Source organism: Streptomyces sp. NPDC096311 (genome assembly GCF_044763085.1).
Classification (GTDB): domain Bacteria; phylum Actinomycetota; class Actinomycetes; order Streptomycetales; family Streptomycetaceae; genus Streptomyces.
In genome coordinates this window covers 231,663-245,380 of the sequence record NZ_JBIWFN010000010.1, presented here as the reverse complement: position 1 = coordinate 245,380, position 13,718 = coordinate 231,663, and the positions used below count along the sequence as shown (strand labels likewise).

Below are 13,718 nucleotides of genomic sequence, written 5' to 3'. Positions count from 1 at the left end.
GCGGCTCTTTCGGGGCCTCCGGTGTGCAGTACAGGCCGGGACGGTGGTCAAAGCGTGAAGGTTCGCCTCGGGGGCGATGACTATGCCTCGTCGGCGGCCAATTCCCGCAGATGGTCGACGTAGTCCGGGCGGAGTACCTGGCGGCTCCGCGGGCGCCTTCCCGCCTTGATGTCGTCCGCGTACTTGGCCAGGTGCGCGGGGTTCTTGCCCGACCAGCGCGGTCGCCCGGTGCGGCGCGCACCGAGCAGTGCCAGACGTGGCGGGGCGGGCGCTGGTCATCGTCCAGGAGGTGAAGGGGCTGGTCGAGGATCTGCCGGAGAGCGGTGAGGCTGACGTTCGCATCCCGCCCCGGATCGAGGGCCAAGCCGTCGTACGAGGCGACCAGATACGGGTCGACGTGCTCTTCCTTGGTGCCCTTGCCGTAGAGGTAGGTGAGCAGGCCGTAGGTGTTGCTGCCCTGTTTGTGGATCTTCGGGATCATGCGGCCTCGCCGTACTGGCTTCGCTGCGGTCGGGGTTGGGTGCTGCTCGGGTCGATCAGGGCGATGAACCGCTGGCGGCTTCGTCGACGCGCTCGCGCGTGGTGGCCGTTCGCTCGATGGCTTCGTTCAGGTACGGGACTTCCGCTCTGGCGTTGAGAGCCGCGACGGCCTGGTTGAGGAGGTTGCCGTACTGGGTGAGGGCGCGGCGGGCGGCGAACGGTTCCTGGAGGAGGTGGCGGTTGTCAGCGATTGCGGCCCCGTGACGCCCTGGCGCGGGCCCTGGGCGGCCAGTTACTCAGAGCCAGTCCTTCCGCTTGAAAATGAAGTACAAACTGGTGCACACCACCGCCATCAGGACGATTGCGAAGGGGTATCCCCACACCCAGTGCAACTCCGGCATCTCCCTGAAGTTCATGCCGTAGATCGTGCCGACGAGTGTTGGGGCGAACAGAATGGCCGCCCAGGAAGAGATCTTCTTGATCTCCTCGTTCTGCTCGAAGCCCGCCTCCGCCAGTGCGCGCATCTCGGCGTTCTGCTGCTGGGTGACGAGGGTGGCGTTGACGGTGAGGATGTCGGTGAGGGCCTGGCGGAAGCCGTCGACGCGTTCGCTGGTGTGGGTGACGTGGTCGGCGACGTCGCGGAGGTAGCGCTGGAGTTCCTCTTCGGTGCCGTACTTGGCGAAACCCGCCATCAGGCCGTGCAGCATGCCGACCAGCGGGCGGGTGGCGCGCTGGAACTCGACCATTTCGCGGGAGAGTTCGTAGATGCGGCGGGACACCTCGGGGTCGCCGCGGAAGACCTCGGTCTCGATCTCGTCGATGTCGTTCTGGACGCCGGCGACGACGGGGACGTAGCCGTCGACCACGGAGTCGAGGATCGCGTAGAGGACGGCCTCGGGGCCGAGTTTCAGCAGCTCCGGGGTGTCCTCCATGCGGCGGCGCACCGCCGACAGGTCCGGCGCCGCGCCGTGCCGGACGGTGATCACGAAGTCGGGGCCCACGAAGACGTGCAGTTCGCCGAAGTAGACCTCCTCGGCCGCGTCCAGATAGCGGGCCGCGCTCAGCACGACGAAGAGCGTGTCGCCGTAGCGCTCCAGCTTCGGACGCTGGTGTGCCTCCATCGCGTCCTCGACGGCGAGTGGATGCAGGTCGAACTCGGCCGCCAGGGAGAGGAGTTCGGCCTCCGTGGGGCGGGCCAGGCCGATCCATGCCATGCCGGACGGCTGGTCGCGCAGCTCTCGGAAGGTGTCGGCCAGGGAGGCGGGGGTCGAGACCCGTACGCCGTCGCGGTACAGCGCCGCCTGTACGACGCTGTCGGCGGCGGCGGGTTCCGGCTCCGGCGGGTCGGCGCGCGGCGCCGGCGGTGTCACGCCGGTCGCGGCCGGCGGGTTCAGGGCGCGTCGCCAGACGGGCTTTCTGCCGTTCTTGGCGGTCGGACGGGGGCGTCGCTCGGACATTGCGGCTGCCTCCCAAGTCGCAGGTACGTCGCTGTGATCACGGAGAAGGATATACGGGTCAAATGTCGCGGACGGGCAGTGGGCGTACCGTCCGGGCGGGCGTGCCCGTGGAGGGCCTCACGGCTTGCGGACAGAAGGTGTCCGCAAGCCCCGTTAGCGTGCACCGCATGACGACGAGGGCGAAGGCGAAGACGAGCGGCGTGGGCGGCGGCGGGAGTGGGAGTGAGAGCGGGAGTGGGAAGGCGGGCGGCGGGGGTGGGACCGGGAGCCGCGGCATCGGGGCCCACACCGCACCCGTACTCGACCCCCGCGCCCTCAACCGCGCGACCCTCGCCCGCCAGCTCCTCCTGCGTCGCTCCGTCGGCCGTGGCGTCACCGACGCCGTGCGGCACCTCGTGGGTCTTCAGGCGCAGAACGTGAAGCCGCCGTACTACGCCCTCGCCGCCCGACTGGAAGGATTCCGGCCCGAGGAGCTGTCGACGGCCATGGAAGACCGTGCCGTCGTCCGCATCGTGACCCTGCGCTCCACCATCCACACCCACACCGCCGACGACGCCCTCACCCTGCGACCGCTCGTGCAGGGGGCCCGCGACCGGGAGCTGAACAACTTCCGCAAGGGGCTCGCCGGTGTCGACCTGGACCGGCTCGCCGTGATCGCCCGGGAGCTGGTGGAGGCCGAGCCGCGCACCATGAAACAGCTGCGTGAGGAACTGCTCGTGCACTGGCCGGACGCCGACCCCTTCGCGCTCTCGGTCGCCGCCCGCTGCCGGCTGCCGCTCGTCCAGGTCACCCCGCGCGGACTGTGGGGCCGCAGCGGCCAGGTCGCGCTGACCACCGCCGAACACTGGCTGGACCGTCCCGCCGAGCCGTCCCCGGGCTCCGACGCGGCCGTCCTGCGCTACCTCGCCGCGTTCGGGCCCGCCTCCGTGAAGGACATGCAGACCTGGGCGGGGCTGACCCGGCTGCGCGAGGCCTTCGAACGACTCCGCCCGCGACTGCTCACCTTCCGTGACGAGAACGGCGTCGAACTCTTCGACCTCCCCGACGCGCCCCGCCCCGACGCCGACACCCCGGCCCCACCCCGTTTCCTGCCCGAGTTCGACAACCTGCTCCTCTCGCACGCCGACCGCTCTCGGGTGGTGCCCGCCGGTCTCAAAGGGCGTACCTGGGCGGGCAACCAGGCGTACTGCACGCTGCTCGTCGACGGCTTCCTGGGGGGCCTGTGGCGACAGGAGGGGGACGTACTCACCATCGAAACCTTCGGCCGGCTCACGAAGGTCCAGCGGGAGGAGGTGGTGGCGGAGGCCGAGGGGCTGCTCCGGACGCTGTCCGGCGCGTCGGCGTCGTACGACATCCGCTTCGGGACCGTGGCCGCGTCAGTCATGTGACCGGAGGACTCAGTCCGCGCGACCCGTCACCGCCACCGTCACCCCGAGCCCGATCAGGGTGCAGCCGCCCGCGCCCCCGATCAGCGACAGCCGGCGGTCCGAGCCGGCGAACCAGGAGCGGGCCGCCGACGCCGTCAGCCCCCACAGGGTGTCGGTGACCAGCCCGATGGAGATCGGGATCAGACCGAGCACCAGCATCTGCACGGGCACCCGCCCCGCCGAGTGGTCCACGAACTGCGGCAGCACCGCCGCGAAGAAGACCAGCCCCTTGGGGTTGGTGAGGCCGACGAGAGCGCCGTCCAGGACGGTCCGCAGATCGCCGCGCGCCGCGGCCGTGGGCTCCTGCCGCAACGCCGAGGCCTTCATCTCCTTGCGGTGTCTGAACGCCCGCACCCCCAACAGGACCAGATACGCGGCACCCGCCAGCTTCACCACCAGAAAGACGGTCAGCGAGCGCTCCACCAGCGAGCCGATCCCGAAGGCGACCGCGGCCACCAGCAGATACGAGCCGACGACATTGCCCAGCGCGGTCATCACCGCTGTGCGCCGGCCGTGCGCGAGCGCCCGCCCGATCACGAACAGCACACTCGGCCCGGGAATCACGATCACCAGCAGCGACATCGCCGCGAACGCCAGGAACCGGTCCGTGGACACCATGTCCATCACCCCCAACGGCCGCCATTCAAACAGGGGCCCTACAGTCCCGGACATGGAACTGCGGCAACTCGTCTACTTCGTCACGGTCGCCGAGGAACTGCACTTCGGGCGGGCGGCGGAGCGTCTGCACATCGTGCAGTCGGCCGTCAGCCAGCAGATACAGCGGCTGGAGCGGGAGCTGGGCGCCGAGCTGTTCGACCGTTCACCGCGGCACGTACGGCTGACGGGGGCGGGGGAGCGGCTGCTGCCCGAGGCGCGGGCGGTGCTCGCCGCCGTGGACCGGGCCCGCGCGGCGGTCGCCCCGTCCGAGGTGCTGCGCCTGGGCACCAGTACCGGCCTCGGCGCTCATCTGGACCGGGTGCTCGCGGGCTTTGCCGGGCGCAAGCCCGCGGTCCAGGTCGAGCTGGTCTCGCTTCCCGTGCGGGAGCGGCTCGCGCGGGTCGTGGACGGCCGCCTCGACGCCGCGTTCGTCCGGGGCGCGGAGCCCCCTGCCGGGCGTACGCGTGCTGCCGCTGTGGCCCGATCCGCTGGTGGCCGCGCTGCCCGCCGGGCACCCCTTGGCCGCCCGCGACGGGATCGACCTCGCCGAACTGGCCCCACTCCCGCTGAGCCTCACCGCGCGCCGGACCAACCCCGCCCTGGTCGACCTGGTCGTCGGGGCCTGTCACGACGCCGGCTTCGAACCTCTGCCGGGACCGGTGAGCGGCTCCTTGCAGGACACCCTCGCCAGCATCGGTACCCGGCCGCTGTGGACGGTCGTCTACGCCTCGCACGCCCGCGTCCTGCACAGCCCCCGGGTCGCCTTCGTCCCCTTCCGGGCACCGGGACTCGCGCTCACCACGGGACTCGCCGTGCAGGGCGCGACGCCGACGCCGCACCTGGACGCCCTGCTCGCGGCCTGCGGCGATCACGAGAACTGATCGCTGTGGTCGCGGTCCGCTTCTTGGTCGACGAGTCCCCGCGCGATGAACTGAACCTGTAGCCGGAAAGCGGCCCAAGCCGCCCCAGGAGAGGAAGTTCAGCCATGCCCATCGTCACCATCCAGCAGGGTCCGCGCGACGTCGAGCTCAAGCGGGACCTCGTCAAACGCGTCACCGACGCCTTCGTCGACGCGTACAGGATCCCCGCCGAGAGCGTGCACGTCTGGATCCACGAGGTGCCGGCGGACAGTTGGGGCAGTGCGGGGAAGCTGACCGCCGACAAGTAGAGGGGGGAACGGGGGGAAGGAAGGGGGGACGTGGAGAGGGGGCGTTGCGGGCCGCTCGTGGAGGCTCGCAACGCCCCCTGGCTTTCACCTGAGGGGTGCTCAGGAGTCTGGGAACCCGTCGGCCGCCGGTGTCTGACGAACAGTCACCGGCGACTGTCGGCTATGAGTTGATCTGCGTCTTCACCAGGTTCGAGAAGGTCGTCAGGCGGGTGTAGACGCCCGGGTAGCCGGCCTCGGCGCAGCCGTTGCCCCAGGAGGTGATGCCCGCGAGGACGCCGCCGATGAGCAGCGGGCCGCCGCTGTCACCCTGGCACGTGTCGGTACCGCCGTTGGTGTAACCGGCGCAGACCATGTCGCTGGCCACGAAGTCGGAGCCGTAGGAGCCGGCGCAGCTGGAGTTGGACACGATCGGGACGGTGGCGGTGCGCAGCTGGTTGGAGGAGTTGCCGCTCTCCGAGGTGGTGCCCCAGCCGATGATGCGGGCGGTGGCGCCGGTGGCGTACACGCCGGTGTCCGTGGAGGCCACGTACGACGCCGGGGTGTACGACATCGACGTCGACAGGGTCAGTACAGCCACGTCGTCGCCGTTGGTCGCGTCGGTGTAGCCGGGGTTGATCCAGATCTTGCTGACCTTGCTGACGGTGCCGTTCGTGCCGTTGAGGTAGGTTCTGCCGCCGACGACGCGGACGCTGCTCGTGGTCTCGCCGACCATGCAGTGGGCGGCGGTGACCACCTTGTTGGCCGCGACCAGGGTGCCACCGCAGAACTGGTTCTGCGAGGCGTCCGTGATCTGCATCATGAACGGGTACGCGGTGGTGGTCGTCGTCGTGCCGCCGACGATCGGCTGGGGGGCGGCGACGGCGCCGGGTGCGCCGAGGAGAGCGGTCGCGGCGGCGGCAGCGGTGGCCACACAGAGAGCGGCGGTCTTCTTGGCACGGTTGAGCCCGAACATGGATCTCCTCAGAAGTTGCCGGTGGGGGGACGCGCGGGTGTGGGGGGTGAGGCACGGCGTCTGTGGGCTGACGCCGTGTGCCCGAGCGAGCGGCACGACGCTCACGCTAGAAGGCGGAACGTTCCGCATCCAAGAGGGGAACCCCCTAGGCGAGTTGCGGGAGGGAAAACCCTTGCTTGAGAGACGCGGGGTTTAGCCACCGATCCTTCGACTGCTGGCCGGTGGAGGCGGGAAAGTTCACCCGCTCTGGCGCCCCGCAGCCAGCCGAACGATGTCCACCCGCGACCGGATCCCCAGCTTCCGGTACACCCGCGTCAGCGTCGCCTCGACGGTCTTCACGCTGATGAACAGCCGCGCGGCTATCTCCCGGTTGGTCGCGCCCTCCATGACCAGCGCCGCGACCTGACGCTCCGTCGCGGCGAGGCCCTCGAGCGCGGCGGGAGCGAGCGGCGTCGTGGCCGGGGCCACCGCGGGACCGGCCGCACTCGCGGACTCCACCTGCCGCAGCCACGGCAGCGCCCGGCAGCGGCGGAACAGCCGCGTCGCCTCGTCGTAGGAGGTCGGCCCCGGCCGGTGGGTGCGCAGCCCGGCGAGGGCGTACGCCGCCCGGGCCTCCTCCAGGCCGTAGCCCAGCTTGCCCAGCCGGTCCTGAGCGGCCGTCAGCTGACGTACCGCGGGCCCCTGTTCACCGCGCGCGGCCCGCACCAGCGCCTCCGCCCGGTCGAGCACGGCGAGCACGCTCTCCCGCCCGAGCCGCAGCGCCTGCGCCCGCGTGGCGTCGATGACGTCCTGCGCCTCGACCGGCTCACCGATCCGCACCAGCGCCTCGGCGAGGTCGCCGTGCCAGCGTCCCCGGGCCGGGTCCGTGACCCCGAGCCGTTCCTCCAGCTCCCGTACCCGCCGCAGGGACCGCACGACCGCGAGCGAGTCCCCGGCCACCAGCTGGGCGTGCCCGAGGGCGCCCAGGGCTCGCGAGAGGTAGACCAGGTCGCCGTCCTCCTCGGCGCGGTCCACGGCCTCCCGGGCCAGCACCAGCGACCGGTCGACGTCACCGCCCGCGGCCTCGGCGAGTGAGGTGAACATGGCGGTGGCCGCCTCGCCGATTCCCGTGTCGCGGGCCAGCCGCAGGCTCTCCCGGGCCAGGTCGAGCGCCTGCCCGCAGTGCCCGGAGCGCAGCTCGGTCTCGGCGAGCCCGCGCAGGAAGTGCACCTCGCTCTCGACCATCCCGCGCCGCCGCACCTCGCGCAGCAGGGCGGTGATCGTGGTGCGGGCCTCGGCGAGCTGGTCCCCCATGATCAGCCAGCGGAAGCGGGCGGCGCCGGCGCCGTTGTGGTCGCACGCCACCCGGGGGTCCTGCGGCTCGCGCATCGCCCGCTGGATGGTCGCGGGTGCGCCCGGATGGCCCATCAGAGTCTCCATCTGGGCCTGGAAGCCGAGCGCGAGGAGTTCGGTGGGTCGGTCCCCGGCGCGGGCGGCGAGCTGGGCGGCGATCGCGGCCTCCTCGCGGCCCTTGGCCATCTCGCCCTCCACCAGCAGGGCCCGCCAGGCGAGTTGGTAGCGCACGAGTGCGAGCAGCCGGGGATCCTCGCCCGCGTCGGCGAGGGCCTGCGGGAAGACCGCGTCGACCTCGGCCATGGCCTGCCCCGCCGCGTCGATGACGACCATCCAGGCGCGGACGCGTTCGGCCGGCGCGGTGACCCGGCGGAGCGCGTCGCGGGCGATGTCCCGCGCGAGGTCCGACTCCCCGGCGGTCAGCGCGTCCTCGGCGGCCTGCAACCGCCGCTCGTCCGGGCCGGGAACGGTCTCCGGGGGAGTGTGCCGGGCCGCGAGCAGCCCGAGCCCGGCCGCGACCGAGGGCGCGCCCCGGTCCCTGGCCACGGCCGCCGCCTCCCCGAGCCGGGCGGCGACCTGGGGATCGGTACCGGTGGTGGCCAGGGCGAGATGCCGGGCCCGTTCGATGGGGTCGGAGGCGGCCGTGGAGAGCGCGGCATGGGCGGCGCGGCGTTCCTGGGCGCTCGCCTCCGCGTACAGGGCGGCCGAGATCATCGGATGCGCGAACCGGATGCCCGGTGTCTCGCGCTCGGTCGCCAGCAGTCCGAGCGAGGCGGCGTGCGTGGTCTCGGCCTCGGCGTTCTCGCGGCCGGCCGCGTGCAGCAGCGCCAGCGTGGGGCGGGCGCCCGCGCTCGCGACGAGCAGGGTGCGGCGGGCCTCGGCCGAGAGCATCTCCAGACGGCTGAGCACGAGCGCGCGCAACGAGGTCGGCACGGGCAGTGGTTCGCCGGGGCTCGGCCGGGCGGGATTCTCGGCGAGCGCGCGGCCGAGTTCCAGCGCGAAGAGCGGGTTGCCGCCGCTGGTGCGGTGGATGTCGCGGACGGTCGTGCGGGGCAGCCCGGTGTAGCCGCGCCGGCCGAGGAGTTCGGCGACCTGCGCGCGGGAGAGCGGGTTGAGCCGCACGGCCAGGGTGTCCGGCGGGGACGCGCGTAGATGGCGATCGTGCTGTTGGTCCCGTGGCTCGGTGTCGGTGCGCACCGCGGACAGCATCCGTACGGGCATCTCGCCGAGCCTGCGGGCGGCGAAGCCGAGCAGTTCGGCGCTGGCCGGATCCAGCCACTGGAGGTCGTCGGCGACGATCAGGACCGGGCCCTGGGCTGCCAGCGCGCGCAGCACGGAGAGGACCGCGAGGCGCAGGGCGAGGCCGTCGCGTTGCAGGGTCGATTCTCCGCGGCCGGTGAGGGCCGATTCGAGGGCGGTGCGCTGCGGGGCGGGCAGCCGGTCGGAGACCTGGTCCACCACCAGGCCGAGGAGGTCGGCCAGGGCGAGGAAGGGCAGATGGGATTCGGACTCGGTCGCCGAGCAGCGCAAGACGGTGTGTGCAGATTCGGCGCATTCCGCTGCCAGCGCACGCAGAACGGTGGACTTTCCTATTCCCGCGGGGCCGTGCACCAGCACGCTGCCTCCGTCGGAGAGCTGCTCGCGGGCGCCCGCGAAGAGCTCCTCCCGGCCGATGACCAGGTCGGGGCGGGGTCTCGCAGGCTCCTTGAAGTCCCCTCGCACGGTCACCGCTCCCCTCGCATGTCGTGTCCGAGCCAATATTAGGCAACGACTCTTTGAATTTCGGAGTCTCGCGGTGGTGAGGGAAATAACAAGAGTGTTGGCATAACGTATTTCAGGACGTCGCCGCCTGAATGAAGAACGCCAGGTGGGGGTCGCGGAGCGGCCGGAATGGGGGGCCGTGAAGCGGTCATAAGGGGCGGTTGGGTGGGAAATCGTCGCGGAGCGGCGGAGAAGAGGCCGCGGAGCGGCCGAAGCCGGGGCAGCCGGAAGCTACGGCAACAGCCCGACCCGCCGCGCGGCGACCACCGCCTCCCACCGCGTGTGCGCACCGAGCTTCCGCATGGCCGAGCGCAGGTACCCCTTGACCGTCTCCGGCCGCAGCCCCAGCCGCTCGGCGGCAACCCCGTTGGTGGCTCCCGCCGCGACGCAGGCGAGAACGTCCACCTCGCGCGGGGCGAGGTCGACGCGAGGCGTCCGGGCGTCGGACGCCGCCGCACCCGCCAGCCGCCCGCACGCGTCGAGCAGTTCGGCCCGCAGCGCCGGGTCGACGATGCGCGGCGCCAGTGCCCGCAGCGCCCCGTGCGCCGCACGGACCTCTTCCCACGCGGGGCTCCCGACCGCCGGTTCGGGCTCCCGGGCGACGGTCAACAGCCCCTGCGCCTCGTCCCGTACGACCAGCGCCTGCTCCACGTCCCGGGCCGCCGCCACCGCCGCGCCGAGCGTGCGGTCACCCAGGGGCTGGGCCGTGCGCAGGGCGCCGTACAACACCCCACGCACCCGGCGGCGTACGACGACGGGTACGGCGATCACGGAGCACAGGCCCTCGGTGGCGACCGCCACGTCGTACTCGTGGCTGATCTGCCGGGAGGCGGAGTAGTCCGTCACTGCGCAGGGCCGGGCCAGCGCGACGGCCTTGCCGCCCAGGCCGTTGCCCGAGGACACGGCGAGGGCGCTGAGCGCGGGCGTCGCCGTACCACTGAGTTCGCTGATACGTACCTGGGCGCGACCGGGTTCGACGAGGCCGCCGAAGGCGACCGGCAGCCCCGTGGCGCGCCGCAGTCGTACCAGCGCACCACGCATCTCCACCGCCTCGGCCGTGTCTGCTGCCACGTGTTCGCCCCTTCGTCGCGGCGTACCCCCGTTCGGGGGTGGTGAGACCTCCATCACGGAATACACGATGCTAGGGGCCTTTGTCGAAGGCGGCCGTGCGGCAACGAGGAGGACACATGACGGTGACGAACGGTGCGACGGACGAGTTCCGCGCCGCGCGGGACTTCCTGCTGGAGCACCGTGCGGACTACGCCACGGCGTACGAGGGCTTCGACTGGCCCCGCCCGGAGTCCTTCAACTGGGCGCTCGACTGGTTCGACGTCATCGCACGAGGCAACGACCGCACCGCCCTGCACATCGTCGAGGAGGACGCAGAGCGCGCCGAGTTCTCCTTCGCCGCCCTCTCCGAGCGTTCGAACCGGGTGGCCAACTGGCTGCGCGCGCAGGGCGTACGCGCCGAGGACCGCGTGCTGGTCATGCTCGGCAACCAGGTCGAGCTGTGGGAGACGGCCCTCGCCGCGATGAAGCTGCGCGCCGTCGTCATCCCCGCGACCACCCTGCTGGGCCCCGCCGACCTGCGCGACCGGGTCGAGCGCGGCCGCATCCGGCATGTGATCGCGCGCGCCGAGGACGCCGGGAAGTTCGACGAGGTGCCCGGTCGCTACACCCGGATCACGGTGGGGGGAGCCCAGCCCCGCTGGCGGTCGTACGAGGAGGCGTACGCCGCCGACGCGAGCTTCGAGCCGGAGGGTGTCACCCACTCCGACGACCCCCTGATGCTCTACTTCACCTCCGGCACCACCGCCCGCCCCAAGCTCGTCGAACACACCCACGCCTCCTACCCGATCGGTCATCTGTCGACGATGTACTGGATCGGGCTCAAGACCGGCGACGTGCACCTGAACATCTCCTCGCCCGGCTGGGCCAAGCACGCCTGGTCCAACCTCTTCGCGCCCTGGAACGCGGAGGCGACCGTCTTCATCCACAACTACACGCGCTTCGACCCGGGCCGGCTGATGGCGGAGATGGACCGGGCGGGCGTCACCACCTTCTGCGCGCCGCCCACGGTCTGGCGAATGCTCATCCAGGCCGACCTGACGCAGCTGCGCACCCCGCCACGCGAGGCCGTCGCCGCCGGTGAGCCGCTGAACCCGGAGGTCATCGAGCAGGTGCGGCGCGCCTGGGGCGTCACCATCCGGGACGGCTTCGGGCAGACCGAGACGGCCGTCCAGGTCTCCAACAGCCCCGGGCAGCAGCTCAAGACGGGCTCCATGGGACGGCCCAGTCCCGGCTTCCGCGTCGAACTCCTCGACCCGGTCACGGGTGCGCCCGGGGCGGTCGAGGGGGAGATCGCGCTCGATCTGTCGGCGCGACCGGTGGGTGTGATGACCGGCTACCACGGCGATGCCGACCGTACGGCGGAGGCGATGGCGGGCGGCTACTACCGCACCGGTGACATCGGCGCCCGGGACGAGGACGGATACATCACCTACGTCGGCCGCGCCGACGACGTGTTCAAGGCCTCCGACTACAAGATCTCGCCCTTCGAGCTGGAGAGCGCCCTGCTGGAGCACGAGGCGGTGGCGGAGGCAGCCGTCGTCCCGGCCCCCGACGCACTGCGGCTCGCCGTCCCGAAGGCGTACATCGTCCTCGCCGCGGGCCACGAGCCGGGCCCCGACCTGGCGAAGCTGCTCTTCGAACACTCACGGACGGTCCTCGCGCCGTACAAGCGCATCCGCCGTCTGGAGTTCGGCACGCTCCCCAAGACTATCTCCGGCAAGATCCGCCGGATCGAGCTGCGCGAGGCCACGGCCGCCGGCTCGGACGCCGAGTACCGCGAGGAGGACTTCCGGTGAGCGCACTCTCCTACGCGCACGGGACCAGTGCGACGACCCTGCTCGGCGACACCATCGGGACCAACCTGGACCGGGCGGTCGCGGCCTGGCCGGACCGGGAGGCGCTCGTCGACGTGCCGTCCGGGCGGCGCTGGACGTACGCCCAGTTCTCCGCGGACGTCGACGAGTTGGCGTACGCGCTGCTGGCCACCGGCATCGCCAAGGGCGACCGGGTGGGCATCTGGGCGGTCAACTGCCCGGAATGGGTGCTCGTCCAGTACGCCACCGCCCGCATCGGCGCGGTCATGGTGAACATCAACCCCGCCTACCGCACGCACGAGGTCGAGTACGTCCTCCGGCAGGCCGGTATCTCACTGCTCTTCGCCTCCCTCAGCCACAAGACCAGCGACTACCGGGCGATGGTCGAGGAAGTGCGCGGCAGATGCCCGCAGTTGCGGGAGACCGTCCACATCGGCGACCCGAGCTGGAACGCCCTGATCGGACGCGGGACTCCGGATCTCCACGAGGAATTCCGGGTTCGCGAGAGCGAGTTGTCCTGCGACGACCCCATCAACATCCAGTACACCTCGGGCACGACGGGCTTCCCCAAGGGGGCGACCCTCTCCCACCACAACATCCTCAACAACGGCTATTTCGTGGGCGAGTCGATCGCCTACAGCGAGCAGGACCGGATCTGCATCCCCGTGCCCTTCTACCACTGCTTCGGCATGGTGATGGGCAACCTCGCCGCGACCTCGCACGGCGCCTGCATGGTCATCCCCGCGCCCTCCTTCGATCCGGCGGCGACACTCCGCGCGGTCCAGGACGAGCGCTGCACCTCGCTGTACGGCGTACCGACCATGTTCATCGCGGAGTTGAACCTCCCCGGCTTCGCGTCGTACGACCTGTCCTCGCTGCGCACCGGCATCATGGCGGGCTCGCCGTGCCCGGTCGAGGTGATGAAGCGGGTGGTCGCCGAGATGCACATGGCGGAGGTCTCCATCTGCTACGGCATGACCGAGACCTCGCCCGTGTCCCTGCAGACGCGCAGGGACGACGACCTGGAGCACCGCACCGGCACCGTCGGCCGGGTGCTCCCGCACCTGGAGGTGAAGGTCGTCGAACCGGTGGACGGGGTGACACAGCCCCGCGGCACCGCCGGAGAGCTGTGCACCCGCGGCTACAGCGTGATGCTCGGCTACTGGAACGAGCCCGAGAAGACCGCCGAGGCCGTCGACGCGGGGCGCTGGATGCACACGGGCGACCTCGCCGTGATGCGTGAGGACGGGTACGTCGAGATCGTCGGCCGCATCAAGGACATGATCATCCGCGGCGGCGAGAACATCTACCCGCGCGAGATCGAGGAGTTCCTCTACGCCCATCCGAAGATCGCCGACGTCCAGGTGGTCGGGGTGCCCCACGAGCGCTACGGCGAGGAGGTGCTCGCCTGCGTCATCCCGCTGGACCCGGCCGACCCTCTGACGCTGGAGGAACTGCGCGCCTTCTGCGAGGGCCGGTTGGCCCACTACAAGATCCCCAGCCGCCTGCAGGTCCTGGAGTCCTTCCCGATGACGGTGTCGGGGAAGATCCGCAAGATCGAACTGCGGCAGACGTACGCCGAATAGAGCGCCCCCCGCC

General features: G+C 71.5%; 9 protein-coding genes and 2 pseudogenes. 5 read left to right on the top strand and 6 right to left on the bottom strand.

What is annotated here, in order from left to right; translation table 11 throughout:
* Positions 1-220 precede the first annotated feature (220 nt).
* Both ACIRA5_RS26120 and ACIRA5_RS26115 read right to left on the bottom strand, forming a co-directional pair.
* A pseudogene (locus ACIRA5_RS26120) lies at positions 221-481 on the bottom strand (mobilization protein); the annotation flags it as partial.
* A 295-nt stretch (positions 482-776) separates the two neighbouring features.
* A complete protein-coding gene (locus ACIRA5_RS26115) occupies positions 777-1,937 on the bottom strand; it encodes a CorA family divalent cation transporter (RefSeq protein ID WP_403694173.1) in 1,161 nt (386 codons plus the stop codon).
* A gap of 167 nt (positions 1,938-2,104) precedes the next feature.
* Between ACIRA5_RS26115 and ACIRA5_RS26110 the strand changes: the two genes are divergently transcribed.
* The gene (locus ACIRA5_RS26110) at positions 2,105-3,325 is read left to right on the top strand and encodes a winged helix DNA-binding domain-containing protein (protein ID WP_403694172.1); all 1,221 of its coding nucleotides are present in this window, start codon (positions 2,105-2,107) and stop codon (positions 3,323-3,325) included.
* A gap of 9 nt (positions 3,326-3,334) precedes the next feature.
* On the opposite strand, the gene ACIRA5_RS26105 is transcribed toward ACIRA5_RS26110, so the two are convergent.
* Positions 3,335-3,982, bottom strand: coding sequence for a LysE family translocator (locus ACIRA5_RS26105; RefSeq protein ID WP_403694170.1), 648 nt, complete (start codon positions 3,980-3,982; stop codon positions 3,335-3,337).
* Between the two features lie 52 nt (positions 3,983-4,034).
* Here ACIRA5_RS26105 and ACIRA5_RS26100 point away from each other — a divergent pair.
* Positions 4,035-4,902: pseudogene (locus ACIRA5_RS26100) on the top strand (LysR substrate-binding domain-containing protein).
* 104 nt (positions 4,903-5,006) lie between these two features.
* Positions 5,007-5,189, top strand: coding sequence for a 4-oxalocrotonate tautomerase DmpI (dmpI, locus tag ACIRA5_RS26095; protein WP_054237041.1), 183 nt, complete (start codon positions 5,007-5,009; stop codon positions 5,187-5,189).
* A 160-nt stretch (positions 5,190-5,349) separates the two neighbouring features.
* On the opposite strand, the gene ACIRA5_RS26090 is transcribed toward dmpI, so the two are convergent.
* The 3 genes from ACIRA5_RS26090 to ACIRA5_RS26080 all read right to left on the bottom strand — a co-directional run bounded on the left by ACIRA5_RS26090 (position 5,350) and on the right by ACIRA5_RS26080 (position 10,305).
* On the bottom strand, positions 5,350-6,141 hold the full coding sequence (locus ACIRA5_RS26090) for a serine protease (protein ID WP_352044513.1): 792 nt from the start codon (positions 6,139-6,141) through the stop codon (positions 5,350-5,352).
* A gap of 237 nt (positions 6,142-6,378) precedes the next feature.
* Positions 6,379-9,201 (bottom strand): AAA family ATPase, encoded by a 2,823-nt coding sequence (locus tag ACIRA5_RS26085; protein WP_403694168.1) that lies wholly within the window; start codon positions 9,199-9,201, stop codon positions 6,379-6,381.
* A 264-nt stretch (positions 9,202-9,465) separates the two neighbouring features.
* A complete protein-coding gene (locus ACIRA5_RS26080; protein WP_403694166.1) occupies positions 9,466-10,305 on the bottom strand; it encodes a LuxR C-terminal-related transcriptional regulator in 840 nt (279 codons plus the stop codon).
* Positions 10,306-10,421: 116 nt separating this feature from the next.
* On the opposite strand from ACIRA5_RS26080, the gene ACIRA5_RS26075 reads away from it, so the two are divergent.
* Both ACIRA5_RS26075 and ACIRA5_RS26070 read left to right on the top strand, forming a co-directional pair.
* Positions 10,422-12,101 carry an AMP-binding protein gene (locus ACIRA5_RS26075; RefSeq protein ID WP_403694165.1) on the top strand — a complete coding sequence of 560 codons (1,680 nt, stop codon included), beginning with the start codon at positions 10,422-10,424 and terminating at the stop codon, positions 12,099-12,101.
* A complete protein-coding gene (locus ACIRA5_RS26070; protein WP_403694164.1) occupies positions 12,098-13,705 on the top strand; it encodes an AMP-binding protein in 1,608 nt (535 codons plus the stop codon). Before ACIRA5_RS26075 ends, ACIRA5_RS26070 begins: the two co-directional genes overlap by 4 nt.
* Positions 13,706-13,718 lie beyond the last annotated feature (13 nt).

Coding starts and splice junctions, on each gene's coding strand:
- ACIRA5_RS26115 (WP_403694173.1), bottom strand. CDS start 1,937: ATGTCCGAGCGACGCCCCCGTCCGACCGCCAAGAACGGCAGAAAGCCC.
- ACIRA5_RS26110 (WP_403694172.1), top strand. CDS start 2,105: ATGACGACGAGGGCGAAGGCGAAGACGAGCGGCGTGGGCGGCGGCGGG.
- ACIRA5_RS26105 (WP_403694170.1), bottom strand. CDS start 3,982: ATGGTGTCCACGGACCGGTTCCTGGCGTTCGCGGCGATGTCGCTGCTG.
- dmpI (WP_054237041.1), top strand. CDS start 5,007: ATGCCCATCGTCACCATCCAGCAGGGTCCGCGCGACGTCGAGCTCAAG.
- ACIRA5_RS26090 (WP_352044513.1), bottom strand. CDS start 6,141: ATGTTCGGGCTCAACCGTGCCAAGAAGACCGCCGCTCTCTGTGTGGCC.
- ACIRA5_RS26075 (WP_403694165.1), top strand. CDS start 10,422: ATGACGGTGACGAACGGTGCGACGGACGAGTTCCGCGCCGCGCGGGAC.